9 protein-coding genes and 2 pseudogenes are annotated in these 15,761 nt (G+C 66.7%); 6 read left to right on the top strand and 5 right to left on the bottom strand.

The window, feature by feature from the left end:
- Positions 1-305: 305 nt before the first annotated feature.
- From QP166_RS04455 to QP166_RS04435, 5 genes are all read right to left on the bottom strand, one after another.
- Complete coding sequence (locus tag QP166_RS04455) at positions 306-1,487, bottom strand: alpha/beta hydrolase-fold protein (protein WP_333914827.1); 1,182 nt, start codon at positions 1,485-1,487, stop codon at positions 306-308.
- 404 nt (positions 1,488-1,891) lie between these two features.
- A complete protein-coding gene (locus tag QP166_RS04450; protein ID WP_333914826.1) occupies positions 1,892-2,182 on the bottom strand; it encodes a hypothetical protein in 291 nt (96 codons plus the stop codon).
- An 81-nt stretch (positions 2,183-2,263) separates the two neighbouring features.
- Complete coding sequence (locus tag QP166_RS04445) at positions 2,264-2,971, bottom strand: spermidine synthase (protein WP_333914825.1); 708 nt, start codon at positions 2,969-2,971, stop codon at positions 2,264-2,266.
- Positions 2,972-3,024: 53 nt separating this feature from the next.
- Positions 3,025-3,324 (bottom strand): hypothetical protein, encoded by a 300-nt coding sequence (locus QP166_RS04440; RefSeq protein WP_333914824.1) that lies wholly within the window; start codon positions 3,322-3,324, stop codon positions 3,025-3,027.
- Entirely contained in the window at positions 3,325-3,531 is a 207-nt protein-coding gene (locus QP166_RS04435; RefSeq protein WP_333914822.1) for a cold-shock protein, read from the bottom strand.
- Between the two features lie 828 nt (positions 3,532-4,359).
- Here QP166_RS04435 and QP166_RS04430 point away from each other — a divergent pair.
- The 6 genes and pseudogenes from QP166_RS04430 to QP166_RS04410 form a co-directional block, all read left to right on the top strand.
- Positions 4,360-7,125, top strand: a pseudogene (locus tag QP166_RS04430) (two-partner secretion domain-containing protein); the annotation flags it as partial.
- A gap of 107 nt (positions 7,126-7,232) precedes the next feature.
- Positions 7,233-7,328: pseudogene (locus tag QP166_RS18920) on the top strand (hypothetical protein); the annotation flags it as partial.
- A 111-nt stretch (positions 7,329-7,439) separates the two neighbouring features.
- Entirely contained in the window at positions 7,440-7,775 is a 336-nt protein-coding gene (locus tag QP166_RS04425) for a hypothetical protein (RefSeq protein ID WP_333914820.1), read from the top strand.
- Positions 7,705-13,989 (top strand): YDG domain-containing protein, encoded by a 6,285-nt coding sequence (locus tag QP166_RS04420; RefSeq protein ID WP_333914819.1) that lies wholly within the window; start codon positions 7,705-7,707, stop codon positions 13,987-13,989. The genes QP166_RS04425 and QP166_RS04420 overlap by 71 nt, the downstream gene beginning before the upstream one ends.
- Complete coding sequence (locus QP166_RS04415; protein ID WP_333914818.1) at positions 13,986-15,161, top strand: ShlB/FhaC/HecB family hemolysin secretion/activation protein; 1,176 nt, start codon at positions 13,986-13,988, stop codon at positions 15,159-15,161. The genes QP166_RS04420 and QP166_RS04415 overlap by 4 nt, the downstream gene beginning before the upstream one ends.
- Positions 15,146-15,694, top strand: a complete 549-nt coding sequence (locus tag QP166_RS04410) for a ShlB/FhaC/HecB family hemolysin secretion/activation protein (protein ID WP_333914817.1) — start codon at positions 15,146-15,148, stop codon at positions 15,692-15,694. Before QP166_RS04415 ends, QP166_RS04410 begins: the two co-directional genes overlap by 16 nt.
- The last annotated feature ends 67 nt before the right edge of the window (positions 15,695-15,761 follow it).

Here is a 15,761-nt window from a genome sequence, read left to right as displayed (position 1 = left end):
CAAACATCTGTCGGCCGCATAATGGAACAGCATTCGTCGCTTACTTGGCGATTCTACTGCTCCACATAGGAAGCCATCAAACCGCGGTGAACGGATCGGGTATCACTCTCTTTATCGCGCGCCAGACACTCCGGACCAACACTACCAACAAAAAGATAACGTTACCATCAGAGCCTATACTTCGCCGCTTCATTGTCAACACGTTTGAGAAGCGATTTTCATGCGTGCCCCGGCGGCCCGCTTCCGTTACGGCGCAAAGCCGCCCGATCACCCGAACGAGCGACCCGGCGGCGCGCCGAACGGGATCAATCGCGGAACAGCAGCGGTGCCATCTGGTACAGGCTGCGGCGCCACGTCTGGAACTCGTGCCCGGTATTGGGAGAGACATAGAATACGCTATTGAGCCCGGCGCGCTTGAGCGCCGCGGCGTTCGCGGCGGGATCGGTGCTCGGCCGGGCGGGCGAGCCACGAGTCTTGCCGCCCTCCAACTCGCGACCACCGTAGCTGACGAAGGTCAGCCGCACCTTGTCCTTATACCCCGGCGCCGCCGCGACATCCTCCGGCGCGATCGTGCCGCCGCTCAGCAGCCCGATATAGCCGAACGTGTCGAGGTTCTTCGGTGCGATCAGCTTGGTTTCGAACCCGCCCATCGACAGCCCGGCCATGCCGCGATGCCGCTGGTCGGCGATCGTCCGAAACCGGCGGTCCACATAAGGGATCATTTCGTCGATCAGCACGGTGCGGAACGGCGTGATGTTGAAACTGGCAAGGCCGCCCGGGCTGCCGGGACGCACGTCGTTGGTCATGCCATAGGTCATGACGATGATGAACGGACGCGTTTTCCCGGCCGCGATCAGATTGTCCATGATCAGATTGGCATGGCCCTGATTCGACCACGCCGTCTCGTCCTCGCCCCAGCCGTGCTGGAGATACAATACGGGATAGCGCGTGCCCGACGCCGCGTCATAGCCGGGCGGTGTGTAGACGAAGGCACGGCGCTGCGACTGTGTGCTCGGCGACGCAAAGAGGATTTGCTCGACGCGGCCGTGCGGTACGTCCTTCAGCGCATAGAAGTCGGCATCGTGCGCCGGGATCTCGATCCCGCTCTCACAGCGCGTCGAGCCATAGAAGTTCAGCGTGCCCGGATCGTTGAACGTGCCGCCGTCTACGGTGAGATGGTAATAATGGAACCCCTCGTCGAGCGGCCCCTCCGACGTCGCGGTCCATGCACCATCCGCTCCCTTGGTCAGCACGGTGCCACCGCGGCCACCCAGCCCGAGGCTGACCTTGACGCTCTTGGCGTCGGGGGCGAGCACGCGAAAGCGGACATAGCCCTGCGAGTTCACCTGCGGAAAGGACTGGCCCGGCTGGTTCAGCGACGACGGTTTAAAATCCTCGACGACCGCGGGCGCGGGAGCGGGTGCGGACGCCTGAGCCCCAGCCGATGGTGCCACGATCGAAAACGCCATCGCGATAGCAGAAGCCATTTTCATCGCCATCTCTCTCCCCGGTTCCCGGTCCACGTCACGCGGCCGGCGAATCCTATCTGATATGTTATACAGCATTGAAAAGAGGCTGCAACCTGCCTTGTTGTTGGTTTTTACGACAAGCATCGACCATCAGGGAGGCTGCGGGGCGACGCGCGATCTGGTTCTGGCGCCCGGTCGGTCAGTTCACGCAGGACTTTCCATTCGGCAGGCAGAGGTGCCGCACGTCGCTCGCGAAATCAAAGCGCCTCCCGGCTCCGCAGCGCCTACGATGGGTGTCCGTCAAGCCGAGGGATGATCATGGCGCTTGCGCCTACCGGCTGCCGTACCGTGCTTCATCAGACGCCCGGGAGCACGCTGCCACGATCTGAGCGCGAGCCATGTTCCAGCACCTGATCAACGCGTCAGCGGATCAGGCGCTTGCTGTTCGCGGCGACCTTACGCCGGTAATGCTGTGTCGTGCCCTGCACGATCGTCAAAGGCGTTAGGCCGAGCGCACCGGTCATCAGCCGCGTTTGCAGCTCGACCGCGGCGCGCAACTTCTCGGTCACCATCAACTCAGTTTCCGCGCGCCCCGCGGCGCCGCCGGTCGCGATGCGCGCGCAGCGCAAGGCCATGACGTTCGCCGCTTCCGCTCCGAGCATCCACGTGTCCAGGCCGGCCCGCATCCATGCCGCATAGGTCGCGTCGTCCATCCTTGTGGCTCCTCCGCTATGCCTGCGCCGTTCGCGCTGTCCACGTGTCAAACGATATGGAGAGCCAGCGCGTGCAATCCGTCATGCCTCGACGATCGCGCGGGACACGCCAAAACCATTCGACCTCTCGCCCGATCCATCAACCGTAGCGAGCCAGATCGTATGGTCCGGGTTATCCTCGGTGTCGTCCGTGTCGATCCTGACCTCCTCGACGTCAAAGCCGGCGGCACGAAGGCGATGGGTAAAATATTCGTCCGGATACGCCGACCAGATGGCCAGCACCCCGCCCGGGCGCAGCGCCGACCGCATAGCGCGCAGGCCCCAATCCGAATAGAGCCGCTCGTTGGCGAGGCTGATCAGCCCATCCGGGCCATTGTCGACGTCCAGCAGGATCGCATCGAAACCGGCAGGCCGCTCGACGATCAGGTCGTGCACGTCCCGCCGTTCGATCGATACCCGCGGGTCGTTCAGCGAGTGGTCGAACAGATGCCGCAGGTGGCCGGTCGCCCATGTCACGATCTTCGGCACGAGTTCCGCGACGACGATACTGGCCTCGACCGGCAGCGACGCTCGCGCTGCGGCAAGCGTGAACCCCATGCCCAAACCGCCGATCAGGACGGTCGGTCGTCCGTTCAGGCTAGGCAGCGCCAGCGTCGCGAGCGCCTGCTCGGAGCGATAGGACCAGCTTGCCATCAATTGCTCGCTCCCGAACATGATCTCGAAATGCGACCCGTGACGGATCAGGCGCAATTCGCCGCCGCCGGGAATTTCCGCCGTATCGATGAGCACGCCTGGCTGGTCTTCGGCATCACCGCCGACAGCGGCTTCAAGAATTGTCAACGTCAGCTTTCGCGCTGGATCGACGCAGCAAGCCCGCGGTCCGGGTTCTCGCTCGAATTCAACAGCAACTTCTCAGAAGCAGCCTTGCTGCGCGCGGCATCCGCCCGTTCGCTGCGGACAGCCAGCGCATCCCACGCCTGTGCGGCCCGCTCGCAGCGTTCCCGCACGTTCTGGAGGGTCGATGCCTCGGCGGCCGATCGCTGGCGGACGGCTTCGTCCCGGTATAATTGTAAGGACATGACGGCTCCTGCACGAAAGGAAGGATCGGCGGAGACCCTGATGGCCCCCGCCGATGGCCGCATTCAGGCTGCCTGCAGGTTCACGGCCGAGGTCTTGCCGCGGTTATCCGTCTCCATCTCGTAGGAGACGCGCTCGTCCTTGTTGAGCGTGCGCATCCCGGCGCGCTCCACGGCGCTGATGTGCACGAAGGCGTCGGTCCCGCCGTCCTCCGGCGCGATAAAACCATAGCCCTTGTCGACGTTGAAGAATTTGACGGTGCCAGTGATCATGTGGGTATCCTTTGTCCCATGCGTGGTCGGGCATGCGCCAACAGCGGCGCATCCCGGCTTCGTGAGGCTAGAAAGGGACAAGAGGGGCCATCGCCGGCCCAGTATCCGTCGCAGGCGACGTTAAGCCCTGCTAATATAGGACGCTGGCGCAAAAAGGAAGTGGCGGCATCGAACGTATCGGCAGACGGAACAGCGGAGCCGAAGATTTGGTGCTGGAAGGATGACGATTACCCCCTCACCGACGGCGCCGGATCGACCTTATATAAATTCGACACGCCAAGACGGATTATTGCAAATCCGGCGACGACCGGCTTGCCACCCCGCTCGCGGCGGCAGCGCAGGCGGTCGATAAGCTGATCGCCGGCATACTGCACCAGCAGCCGCCCAAAATTAGCTTGTTAATACAGACTCTTGCCATCGACCTCGATCGGCAGAGCACACAATGACTTCGATCCGACGGCACGCTGGCTCGCGCCCGATCCAGCAATGGTCGAAAGACAATGCTCCGCCTCTTCCAGCGGAGCCGGAGTCGAAAAAATTTCGCGTCGAGTGAGCATCGCTCACCCAAGCAGCGTTCGGCTGCCGGCCGATCTACAAGCTCATGGACTTTTTGTCCTAATTTCAATTCATTGGACGCTCAAGTCGACGGACAGACTTGTTGCGACCGTCACGTTCAAAGGCGGTTCGCCGCATCTTTGAGCCTTGCCGGCATCGACTGTGCAAATGCTCTTTGATCTGAAAGCAAACGTTTCGGTAACCAACATCGTGTGAGGAGTTCGTCGATATCAAGCCGTCCGCCGACGGTGAGGGACGCAGGAGCCGTTGACGATGACGCCGAAGCCGCAAGCACTGAAAGTAATGCAGTCACGGGGCATGCGACGCGTCCTGATGGCGACGACGGCATTGGTCGCCATGACGGTATTGCCCGCGGCGGCGCAGGATCTGCCGACCAATGGTCAGGTAGTGGCCGGAAGCGCGACGATCCAGGCTGCCGGGCAGGATATGACGGTCACCACCGCGACGCAGCGGACGGTGATCGATTGCGCCAGCTTCTCGATCGGCACTGACCATCGCCTGACGTTCAACCAGCCCAATGCCGCGTCGATCGCGGTCAACCGCGTCGTCGGCACCGATCCGTCGAAGATCTTCGGCTCCCTCACCTCCAACGGTCGCGTCGTCATCGCGAACCCTAACGGCATCTGGTTCGGCCCGTCCGCACGCGTCGATGTCGCAGGCGTCGTGGCCAGCGCCGGCCGGATCAGCGACGGCGCGGTGGGCAGCTTCGTGCGCGGCGGCGCGCTCACGATCGACGCAGGCAATGCCGACGCGTCGGTCGTCAACGACGGTATCATCACCGCGCGCGACGGCGGCTTCGCGGCGCTCGTCGCGCCGGGCGTGCGCAACACCGGAACGATCATTGCGCGACTGGGTCGGGTCGCGCTGGCATCCGGCCGGACGACGACGGTCGATTTCTACGGTGACGGGCTCATCAACCTGGCGGTGGGCGGCGTCACCGACAGCGCGCCGTTCGACAGCGCGGTCTCCAACAGCGGCCGCATCTATGCCGAGGGCGGTCAGGTCCGGCTGAGCGCATCGGTGGCCGAGGGGCTGCTCAACAGCGTCATCAACATGTCGGGGGTGATCGAGGCGCGCGGCGTCTCCACCGCCGGTGGCGTGGTCGAGCTGCTCGCCGGCACCGGGTCGGTCGACATCCCGGGACGGATCGATGCCACGGGCGTCGGCACGCGGGATGGCGGCCGCATTACGGTTCAGGCCGGCAATGCCACCTCGCCCGACGGAGTGGCGAGTCTTACCGGCACGCTGATGGCGGGCTCGTCCGCGGGGGCCGGCGGCGCGATCGACGTCACGGCGCGGCTCGCTTATGTCGGCGGCAGCCTCGACGCCAATGGCGCGACCGGTGGTACGGTCGGCGTCACGGCGGTGGGCATCACCCAGTCGGGCAGCGTGACTGCAACGGCGCAAGGCGGGGCCGGTGGAACCGTCACGCTGGCGGGCGCGCAGAACATCACCCAGACCGCCGGGGCGATTACCAGCGCCAGCAGCAGCGCGGGCAGCGGCGGCACGGTGGAGGCGCGCGCGGGCGCGACGGGCCGCGTCTTCACGTCGGGCACGCTGACCGCGACCGGCACGACCGGTGGTACGGTCCGCATCCTGGGCAACGACATCGCGCTGGCGGCGGCAACCGTCGATGCCAGCGGCACGCTCGGCGCGGGCGGCGCGGTGCTGGTCGGCGGCGATCTGCATGGCACCGGCCCGCAAACCGCGACGACGACCCTGGTCAACGGCGCAGCGACGCTACGTGCCGACGGCGGCACGCGCGGTGACGGCGGCCGGGTGGTCGTCTGGTCGAACAGCCGCACCGATTACCAGGGCAATGCGACCGCGCGCGGCGGCAGCATCGCCGGCAACGGCGGCATGATCGAGGTATCGAGCAGCGACCTGCTCAAATTCGGTGGCAGTGGCGATGCTTCGGCGGTGGCGGGCAAGGCGGGATCGCTGCTGCTCGACCCCAAGAACATCGTCATATCCGAGACGACCGGCGGCCTCGCCGTGTTCGACCTGATCGATCCCAACGCCGGCACAGGCACCGGGTTCGGCGACACCACGGCGCAACTCGCCAACGGCACGATCGTGGTCACCAAGCCCGGCGATACCGTGGGTGGCGCGGCGGATGCCGGCTCGGTCTATTATTACGATCCCTCCAACGGCGCGCTGCTGTCGACCTTCCAGGGCAGTCATGCCGGGGACAAGGTGGGATCGGGCACCGGCGCTAACAGCGGTCTGGCATTCCTGGATCCTAATGCCACCACTGATGGGGTGTCGAACGTCCCGATCTACGACAACACCAAGGCGTATCTGATCAGCAGCCCGAATTGGAACGGCAATGCCGGCGCGCTGACCTGGGTCGCAGCCAACGGCATGGCGAGCGGCATCGTCGGATCGACGAACAGCTTGGTCGGATCGACCGCGGGCGATCTGGTCGGATCGATGGACTTCCCGACATCGTCGACGTTCAACATTCTGGCGAGCGGCAATGTGCTCGTGCGCAGTCCCAACTGGGGCGGCGGCCGCGGCGCGCTGACCTTTATCTATGCGTCGACCGGTCTGGTAGGAAACGTGTCGAGCACGAACAGCCTGGTCGGCACGCTCACCGCCGCCGCCAATGGCACCGGATGGCGCGGCGACTCGGTGGGCAACGGCGACATCGTCAAGCTGGCCAATGGGGACGTCGTCGCTCGCAGTGGCTATTGGAACCGCATGGGTGGTGCGTTGACCTATGTCAGCGCGACGACTGGACTGGGCGCGCTCGGCACGCTGAGCAGCGCGAATAGCCTGGCCGGCAATGCTGGCGTCACCTATTCCGCGACCAACCAGTTGGCCCCATTCGGCCCGACACCCAACTACGGCTTCTACAACGGCGACGATGTCGGCAGCGCGGGAATCACGCAGCTGTCGAACGGCGCGCTGGTCGTCACCGCGTCCAATTGGGGCCACGGCCGCGGTGCGGTGACCTACGTGAATGGCGCGGCGGGGCTGAAGGGACTGGTGTCGGCCAGCAACAGCCTGGTGGGTGTGACCAAGGGCGTCGGCGACACGACGTCCGGCAGCGAACCTACTTCACCGACCGCTATGGCGTCCGCAGCTGGTATGGTGGCGATTACGTCGGCAGCGGCGGTGTCGTGGAACTCGCCAACGGCGCCTTCGTCATCGTCAGTCCCAATTGGTCGACCAACCGCGGCGCGACGACCTTTTACGCCAGCGGCACGACCGCGCTTTCCGGCGCAATCAGTGCCTCGACCAGCCTTACCGGAAGCAACCCCGGCACCGCGACGGGATATGATAGCTATCACCGCCGAACGATCGATGGCGGCGACAAGATCGGCATCGTGACCGCGTTGGCGAACGGCAATTACGCCGTCGTCAGCCCCACATGGAATGGCTCGCGCGGTTCGGTGACGGTGCTCGACGGCACCAACGGCCAGACGCTGAGCGGCAGCAGCGGGTCGGCGGGAGAAATCGTCTCCGGCAGCAACAGCCTTGTCGGAAGCACCGCCGGCGACCGCGTCGGCGCGAGCATCGTCAAGCTGTCCGGGACCAGCGACTTCGTCACCTCGACATATGAATGGAGTGGCGGCAAGGGCGCGGTCACCCGTGTCAGCGGCACCGCGGGCATGGCCGCGAACGGAGACGACCAACAGCCTGGTCGGCGCCACCGCTTATGAGACGAGCCCGCTGGGCGGCGACAATGTCGGCAGTTCGGTCATTGCCTTGGCCAACGGCGCCTATGTGATCCTGAGCCCCAATTGGAACAAGACGCGTGGCGCGGCCACGTACGTCGCGGCCGGCGGAGCGATCACCGGAACGATCAACAGCAGCAACAGCCTGGTCGGCACGACCGGTGCGGAAAACGATCGCATCTATTGCGCCAGTTGCGAGAGCGGTAGACCCGCCATGTTCGGCGGCGACTATGTCGGCAGCGGCGGCGTGACCGTACTGGGCAACAGCAACTTCTTGATCGCCAGCCCGAACTGGTCGCAGCAGCGTGGCGCGGTCACCTTCGTCAACGGCACCACCGGCGCGCTCGTCGACGGCACCGGCTCGCTGACGGGATCGATCTCGGCCGCGAACAGCCTGGTCGGCGCGCAGGCGGCGACGCGCTACATCAGCTCCTACAATTATACTTACGGAAACACGGTCGGGCTCCGCTATTGGGTCGGCGGCGACCGGGTCGGCAGCAACCCGGAAGGGGCATCGGCGCCCATCGACACGATCGGCAACGATCGTTTCCTGCTCATCAACACCAACTGGCGCAATCGCACCGGTGCGGTGACGCTAGGCAAGAGCGACGGCACGTTCGCGGGTGGCGGCATCTTCGCAGGTCAGGTGAGCGCCGCCAACAGTTTGGTGGGATCGACTGCTGGCACGCTCTTTGTCCCGTCCAACGTGACCCGAGAGTATTACTCTATTCTGGACGACGGCGACCGGCTGGGGTCCGATCGCTTCAAGGTGCTGGCGGACGGCCGCATCGCGATCTTCAGCTCCTATTGGTCAGGCATGCGGGGCGCCACCACGCTGATGGACGGCACCACCGGGCTCCACGGCACGGTCTCCGTCGCCAATAGCGCGATCGGGACGACGACCGGCGACCAGGTCGGCTTTGCCGGGCCGTCCTTCACATACGATCTGGCCAACGGCAAGACGCTGTTCGTCAATCCGTATACCGCCGGCAACGCCGGTGCCGTCACGGAAGTGGCCGTGGGCGGGTCGTTCACCGGCACGCTGGACGCGACGAATTCGCTGGTCGGTGCCGCGTCGGGAGACTCGCTCGGAAACTATGGGGTCATTCGGCTGCCGGGCGGCAGCTACATCATCAACAGCATCTATGCCGGCAACGGCCGAAGCGCGATCACCTATCATGACGGCGCCACGCCGCTGACGGGCACGATGAGCCTGCGCAACAGCTTCTACGGCGATGCCATGGCGCCGACGTTCTTCGGCCTTGGCTACAAGCTGTCGGCGACCGGATCGCTGCTCCTGAACTTCAGCCAGGAAGGGACCGGGCGGATAACGCTGGGCTTCGCCGACCCGACCGGCTGGACCTATGCCCGCGCGGCACAGTCGACGATGACGATCGCGCCGTCGTTGATCGAAAAATCGCTCAACAACGGCACCTCGCTGGTGTTGCAGGCGAGCAGCAACATCTTCATCAACGATGCGATCGCGACCGCCGGCAACGCCACCGGCAACCTGACGCTGGAGGCGGGGCACAGCATCGCCGGCGGCGCCGACATCAGTCTGGGTGCCGGCAACCTGACGCTGCTCGCCAACAGCAGCGTCGCCAACGGCGTGGTCGATGCCCAGCGAGATGCAGGCAATGCGGAGATCGCGCTCGCCAGCTCCACCATCACCACCACCGGTGCGGTATCGATCAAGCTCGCCCTCAGCACCGACAAGACCTACAACGACGCGAGCAATATCGCGCTGGGCACGATCCACGCCGGCACGGTCGACGTCCGCAACCTCGGCTCCGCCAGCGGATCGCTGACGCTGAACGGTGCGATCACAGCCACCGGCAGCGGCACCTCGATCCTGCTCGCGACTGGCGGCGCGTTCGTCAACAACGCTGGCGCGGCCGCGCTGTCGGCGGGCGCCGGGCGCTTCCTCGTCTATTCCGCCGATCCGCGGAACAACACGCTGGGCGGGCTGACGGCGGACGGCAAGTTCTACGGTCGGACGCTGAGCGCAAACCCGCCTTCCAGTCTCTCCGCGACCGACGACCTGTTCGTCTACAGCGTGGTGCCGGTCCTGACCGTCACCGGCAACACCACGGTCGGCTATGGCGACTCCGCAGGCAGCGTCACCCCCAGCGTCACCGGCTTCATCGACGGCGACACGCAAGCGACCGCGCTTTCGGGCGCGGTGACCACCAGCACCAGCTATCAGGCAGGCAATGCGGTCGGCGGCAGCTATGCGCTGACGATCGGCCAAGGCACCCTCGCCTCGCCGCTTGGCTATGCGATCACCTTCGCCAACGGCACGGTCACGGTCACACCCAAGGTGCTGACGCTGGCGCTGACCGGATCGGTCGGCAAGCAATATGACCGCACCACCGCCGCGACCTTGTCGCAGGGCAACTTCCAGCTGACGGGGCTTTACGGCAGCGACAGCATCGCGATCGGTACGACCTCGGGCAGCTATGCGACCGCGAACGTCGGGACGCACCTCAACGTCACCGCATCGCTGTCGGCAGGCGATTTCACCGCCGGTTCGGGCACCCTGCTCTCCAACTACGTGCTCCCGACCGGGTCGACCTCCGCGACGATCGGCACGATCACCGCGCGCGCGCTGACGCTGGCAGGCTTGTCGGCGGTGGACCGTACCTACAACGGCACCACCACCGTGGCGCTGTCGGGCGGCTCGCTGTCCGGCGTGCTGAGCGGCGACACGGTCGGGTTCAATGCCGGATCGGGTGCGCTGGCCGATCGCAATGTCGGCATCGGCAAGGCCGTCTCGCTGTCGAGCTTCACGCTGACCGGCGCAGCGGCGGGCAACTATGTCCTGTCGCAACCCAGCGGCCTCACCGCGACGATCACGGCAAAGCAGCTGACATTGGGCGGCGTCGCGGCACAGGGGCGTGCGTATGACGGCACGACCGCGATTGCGCTGACCGGCGGCTCGCTGTCGGGCGTGGTCGGATCGGATATCGTGGGTGTGGCGGGTGGCACCGGCGTCTCCGCCAGCCGCAACGCCGGCACCCATGCGGTGTCGGCCAGCGGCTTCGCCCTGAACGGCGCGGATGCGGGCAATTACTTGCTCGCCGGGCAGCCGACCGGACTCTCCGCGACGATCACTCCGCTGGCGGTGACGCTCTCGGGGGTCAGCGCGGTGAACCGCAGCTACGACGGCACGACCACGGTCGCGCTGACCAGCGGCACCGTCGCGGGCCTGCTGGGCGGCGACGCGGTGTCGCTGGTGCAAGGCTCCGGCAGCCTCGCCAACCGCAATGTCGGCATCGGCAAGAGCGTGAGCGTCACCGGGTTCGCGCTGAGCGGCGCCGATGCGGCTAACTACTCATTGGGTGGCGTTCCCAGCGCGCTGTCGGTCGACATCGCCGCCCGCGCACTGTCGGTCAGCGGCTTAGCCGCGCAGGACCGTGTCTACGACGGCACGACAACGGTCGCCCTGACCGGCGGCACGCTGGCCGACCGCAACGTCGGTGTCGGCAAGGCGGTATCGCTCAGCGGCTTCGGGCTGACCGGCGCGGACGCAGGTAATTACGTGATCGGCCAGCCGAGCGGACTGACCGCGACGATCACGGCAAAGCAGCTCGCGCTGGGCGGCGTCACGACACAGGCGCGCGCCTATGACGGCACCACCGCCGTGGCGCTGTCAGGCGGATCGTTGTCCGGTGTAATCGGTGGCGATGCGGTCGGTTTCGCTACCGGCACCGGCACGGCGGCCAGCAAAAATGCGGGAACGCAGGCAGTGACCGCCAGCGGCTTCGCGCTCACTGGCGCGGATGCGGGCAACTACGCGCTCGCCGGCCAGCCAATCGGCTTGTCGATAGCGATCGCGCAACGCTCGGTGATGCTCTCGGGGGTAGGTGCGATCGACCGCACCTATGACGGCACGACCACGGTCGCGCTGACCGGCGGCACCGTCGCGGGCCTGCTGGGCGGTGACACGGTGTCGCTGGTACAAGGCACCGGCAACCTCGCCGATCGCAACGTCGGCATCGGCAAGACCGTCACCGTGGCGGGCTTCCAGCTGAGCGGCGCGGACGCAGCCAATTATGCGCTGGGTGGAGTACCGAACACGCTGTCGGTCGACATCGCCGCCAAGGCGATCAGCCTCTCAGGCGTCACCGCGCTCGACCGCAGCTATGACGGCACCACCAATGTGGCGCTGTCGGGCGGCACGCTGTCCGGCCTGGTCGGCGCAGACGCCGTCGGCCTGGTCACCGGCACCGGCAGCCTCGCCGACCGCAACGTCGGCACCGGCAAGACGGTCACCGTCTCCGGCTTCGCCCTGAACGGGTCGGATGCCGGCAATTATGTGCTTTCCGGCCAGCCGAGCAGCTTGACCGCGACGATCACGGCAAAGCAGCTCGCGCTCGGCGGCGTCACGACGCAGGCGCGCGCCTATGACGGCACCACTGCGGTGGCGCTGTCAGGGGGCACGCTGTCGGGCGTGGTCGGTGGCGATGCGGTCGGTTTCGCCACCGGCACCGGCACCGCTGCAAGCAAGAATGCGGGCACGCAGGCCGTAACCGCCGGCGGCTTCGCGCTCACCGGCGCGGATGCGGGCAACTACGCGCTCGCCGGCCAGCCGACCGGGCTGTCGGTAGCGATCGCGCAACGCGCGGTGACGCTCTCGGGCGTGGGTGCGATCGATCGCACTTACGACGGCACGACCACGGTCGCGCTGACTGGCGGCACCGTCGCGGGTCTGCTGGGCGGTGACACGGTGTCGCTGGTACAAGGCACCGGCAGCCTCGCCGACCGCAACGTCGGGACTGGCAAGACCGTCACCGTGGCCGGCTTCCAGCTGAGCGGCGCGGACGCAGCCAATTACGCGCTGGGTGGAGTACCGAACACGCTTTCGGTCGACATCGCCGCCAAGGCGATCAGCCTCTCAGGCGTCACCGCGCTCGACCGCAGCTATGACGGCACCACCAATGTGGCGCTGTCGGGCGGCACGCTGTCCGGCCTGGTCGGCGCAGACGCCGTCGGCCTGGTCACCGGCACCGGCAGCCTCGCCGACCGCAACGTCGGCACCGGCAAGACGGTGACCGTCTCCGGCTTCGTCCTGAACGGCTCCGATGCCGGCAATTATGTCCTTTCCGGCCAGCCGAGCAGCTTGACCGCGACGATCACGGCAAAGCAGCTCGCGCTCGGCGGCGTCACGACGCAGGCGCGCGCCTATGACGGCACCACTGCGGTGGCGCTGTCAGGGGGCACGCTGTCGGGCGTGGTCGGTGGCGACGCGGTCGACCTCACCCACGGCACCGGCACGGCGGCCAGCAAGAATGCAGGCACGCAGGCGGTAACCGCCAGCGGCTTCGCGCTTACCGGCGCGGATGCGGGCAATTACGCGCTCGCCGGCCAGCCAACCGGGCTGTCGGTAGCGATCGATCCGGCGCGTCTGTCGGTCGAACTGATCGCCGGCTCCGTGTCCAAGACCTATGACGGCACCTCGACCGCAGCACTTACGCCGTCCAGCTACCGGATCCGCGGCGTCGTCGCGGGCGAGTCGATCGGCATCGCGCGGACCGCCGGCGCCTTCGCCTCCGCGAACGCCGGCCAGGCATTGCCCGTGTCCGTGCTGTTGTCGGCAAGCGATTATCTCGCCGGGGCCGGCACGTCGCTGGCCAATTACGCGCTGCCCACCGGCAGCGTGGTTGGCGCGGCCGGTACGATCCTTCCGGCGGCGCTGCTGGTGCGTGCGGATGATCAGGTGCGGATGTCGGGCGATCCGATGCCGGTGCTGACCGCGAGCTACAGCGGGTTCGTGGGCAGCGATACCGCCGCCTCGACCGGCATCGCGCCGATCCTGTCGACCGATGCCACGGTACAATCCCCCGCCGGCAGCTATGTGATTTACGCGTCGGGCGGGCAGCTGGCGAATTACGTCGTGACCTACCGCAACGGCACGATGACGGTGACGCCTGCACCGGTTCCTGTGCCCTTGCAGGCGCTGGTCGCCACCCAGCCGCTCCAGTCGCTCCTCGCGACGCCAGTGGCCGCGCCATCGACGGCCGGAGAGGTGGCGGTCAGCACCGGGCTTGCCACCTCCTTCGTGCCCACGCCGCCTGCGGTCCCGCTGAACGTCGGCAATGCCAATGCGACGCTGACGATCCAGGATCGCAGCGTCCAAGGCGCCAACGAATACGCCAATTCCTTCATATCCTCTCTCAAGCTGGAGTCGCGCAAGTGAAGCGCCTTGCCCATGCCGCCTGTCTGACGGGCACCCTGCTGCTGGCCACCGAAGCGAGCGCCCAGGTCGCTCCGCTCCCCGCCCAGGTCGACCCCGGTCGCGTCCAGCAGCAGCTCGCGCCGCCCCCGCTGCCACGCACCGCACCCGAGATCGTCACGCCGGAGATCCCGGAGACGGTCGCGCCTGAGGCCGCCGCCAATGTCCGGCTGACCGTGCGCGACATCCGCGTCGAGGGCAGCACCGTCTATCCCGCGGGCGCGTTCGATGACCTTATCCGGCCGCTGCTGGGCCGGGAAATCACGTTGACGGACGCCTTCCGCCTCGCCGATGCGATCACCGCCCGCTACCGTAGCGACGACTATGTGCTGTCGCGGGTGATCGTGCCGGCACAGCGCGTCGAGGATGGCGTGCTTCGGCTACAGGTGGTCGAGGGTTTCGTCAGCAAGGTCGAGGTGCAGGGCAAGGCCAGTCGCGTCCTGCGGCGCTATGCCGATGCGCTGGTCGCCTCGCGCCCGCTCCGCGGCAAGGTGCTCGAACGTTACCTGCTGCTGATGAACGATCTGGCCGGTGTCGACGCGCGGGCGGTGCTTGCGCCCGCGCCCGACGTGGCGGGCGGATCGCTGGTCACGATCGTCGCGACGCACAAGGCGATCGATGCCTATGCCGGAATGGACAATCACGGCAGCCGCTATATCGGCCCCATCCAATATTACGGCGGCGTCGCCACCAACGATGCGCTGGGGCTCGGGGAGCGGATCGCGCTCAACTATGCCGGCGCCGCGCCGGCTTCGGAACTTCAATATGTCAACGGACAGATCGACCTGCCCTTGGGCGGCGATGGCCTGCTGCTGACCACGAGCGCCGGTTACAGCCATTCGCGCCCGGGCTTCGTGCTGAAGCCGTTGAACGCGCGCGCCGACGGTACGACGCTCGGCGCGCGGCTCGGCTATCCGCTCCTGCGGTCGCGGGCGCAGACGGTGCGCGTCGGGCTGGCGTTCCATTATCTCGACAGCCGTACGGTCATCAACGACGCGCCCGATCTCACGCCGTCGTCATACGACCGCATCCGCGCGCTGCGGCTGAACGCGAGCTACGACGTCGCCGACCATGCGGGGGGCAGAACCTGCTGGTCGTCGAATATAGCCAGGGCTTGTCGATGCTCGGCAGCCTGAGCGAGGCACGCCCCAACCCTTCCCGCCCGCGCGCGCGCAACGGCTTTCACAAGCTGACCGCGGAGCTTTCGCGTCGGCAGAGCCTGGACACGATCTGGCAGGGGCTCAACCTGTACGGCGTCGTCAAGGCGCAGACGTCGTTCGGCGGCTCGCTCTTCTCGTCCGAACAATTCGGTGTCGGCGGCGCGGTGATCGGCACCGCTTACGACCCCTCCGAGATCATCGGCGACAAGGGCGTCGCGGGGCGTGTCGAACTGCAATATAACACCGGTCTGCCCGCAGCGCAGCTCGGCGCGCAATTCTACGGTTTCTACGATGTCGGCACGGTGTCGAACGAGGTGGTGCTTCCGGGTGAATCGCGTACCAATTCGCTGTCATCGACCGGGGGCGGCGTGCGTCTCGCTTTGTCGGGCCGGCTGTCGGCCTATGCCGAAATCGCGACGCCGCTGACGCGCGACGTGCAGGCACGACGCCTCGCCGGCCTCGACCCACGCGCCACGCGCGCGTTCATGGGACTGACGATCCGGTATTGAGGAATGCGGCGCGGGGCATCGCCAGACCAGGTCTGACGATGCCCCGCACGGTCGCCGGGAACCACGT

This window comes from Sphingomonas sp. LR60 (assembly GCF_036855935.1).
Taxonomy (GTDB): Bacteria; Pseudomonadota; Alphaproteobacteria; order Sphingomonadales; family Sphingomonadaceae; genus Sphingomonas.
The sequence above is the reverse complement of the archived record's forward strand: the minus strand, read 5'-3'. Positions and strand labels throughout refer to the sequence as shown.

What these genes read in the sequence shown, in the direction of transcription:
- QP166_RS04455 (WP_333914827.1), bottom strand. Translation starts at nt 1,487, where the DNA reads ATGGCTTCTGCTATCGCGATGGCGTTTTCGATCGTGGCACCATCGGCT.
- QP166_RS04450 (WP_333914826.1), bottom strand. Translation starts at nt 2,182, where the DNA reads ATGGACGACGCGACCTATGCGGCATGGATGCGGGCCGGCCTGGACACG.
- QP166_RS04440 (WP_333914824.1), bottom strand. Translation starts at nt 3,324, where the DNA reads ATGCGGCCATCGGCGGGGGCCATCAGGGTCTCCGCCGATCCTTCCTTT.
- QP166_RS04435 (WP_333914822.1), bottom strand. Translation starts at nt 3,531, where the DNA reads ATGATCACTGGCACCGTCAAATTCTTCAACGTCGACAAGGGCTATGGT.
- QP166_RS04410 (WP_333914817.1), top strand. Translation starts at nt 15,146, where the DNA reads ATGCTCGGCAGCCTGAGCGAGGCACGCCCCAACCCTTCCCGCCCGCGC.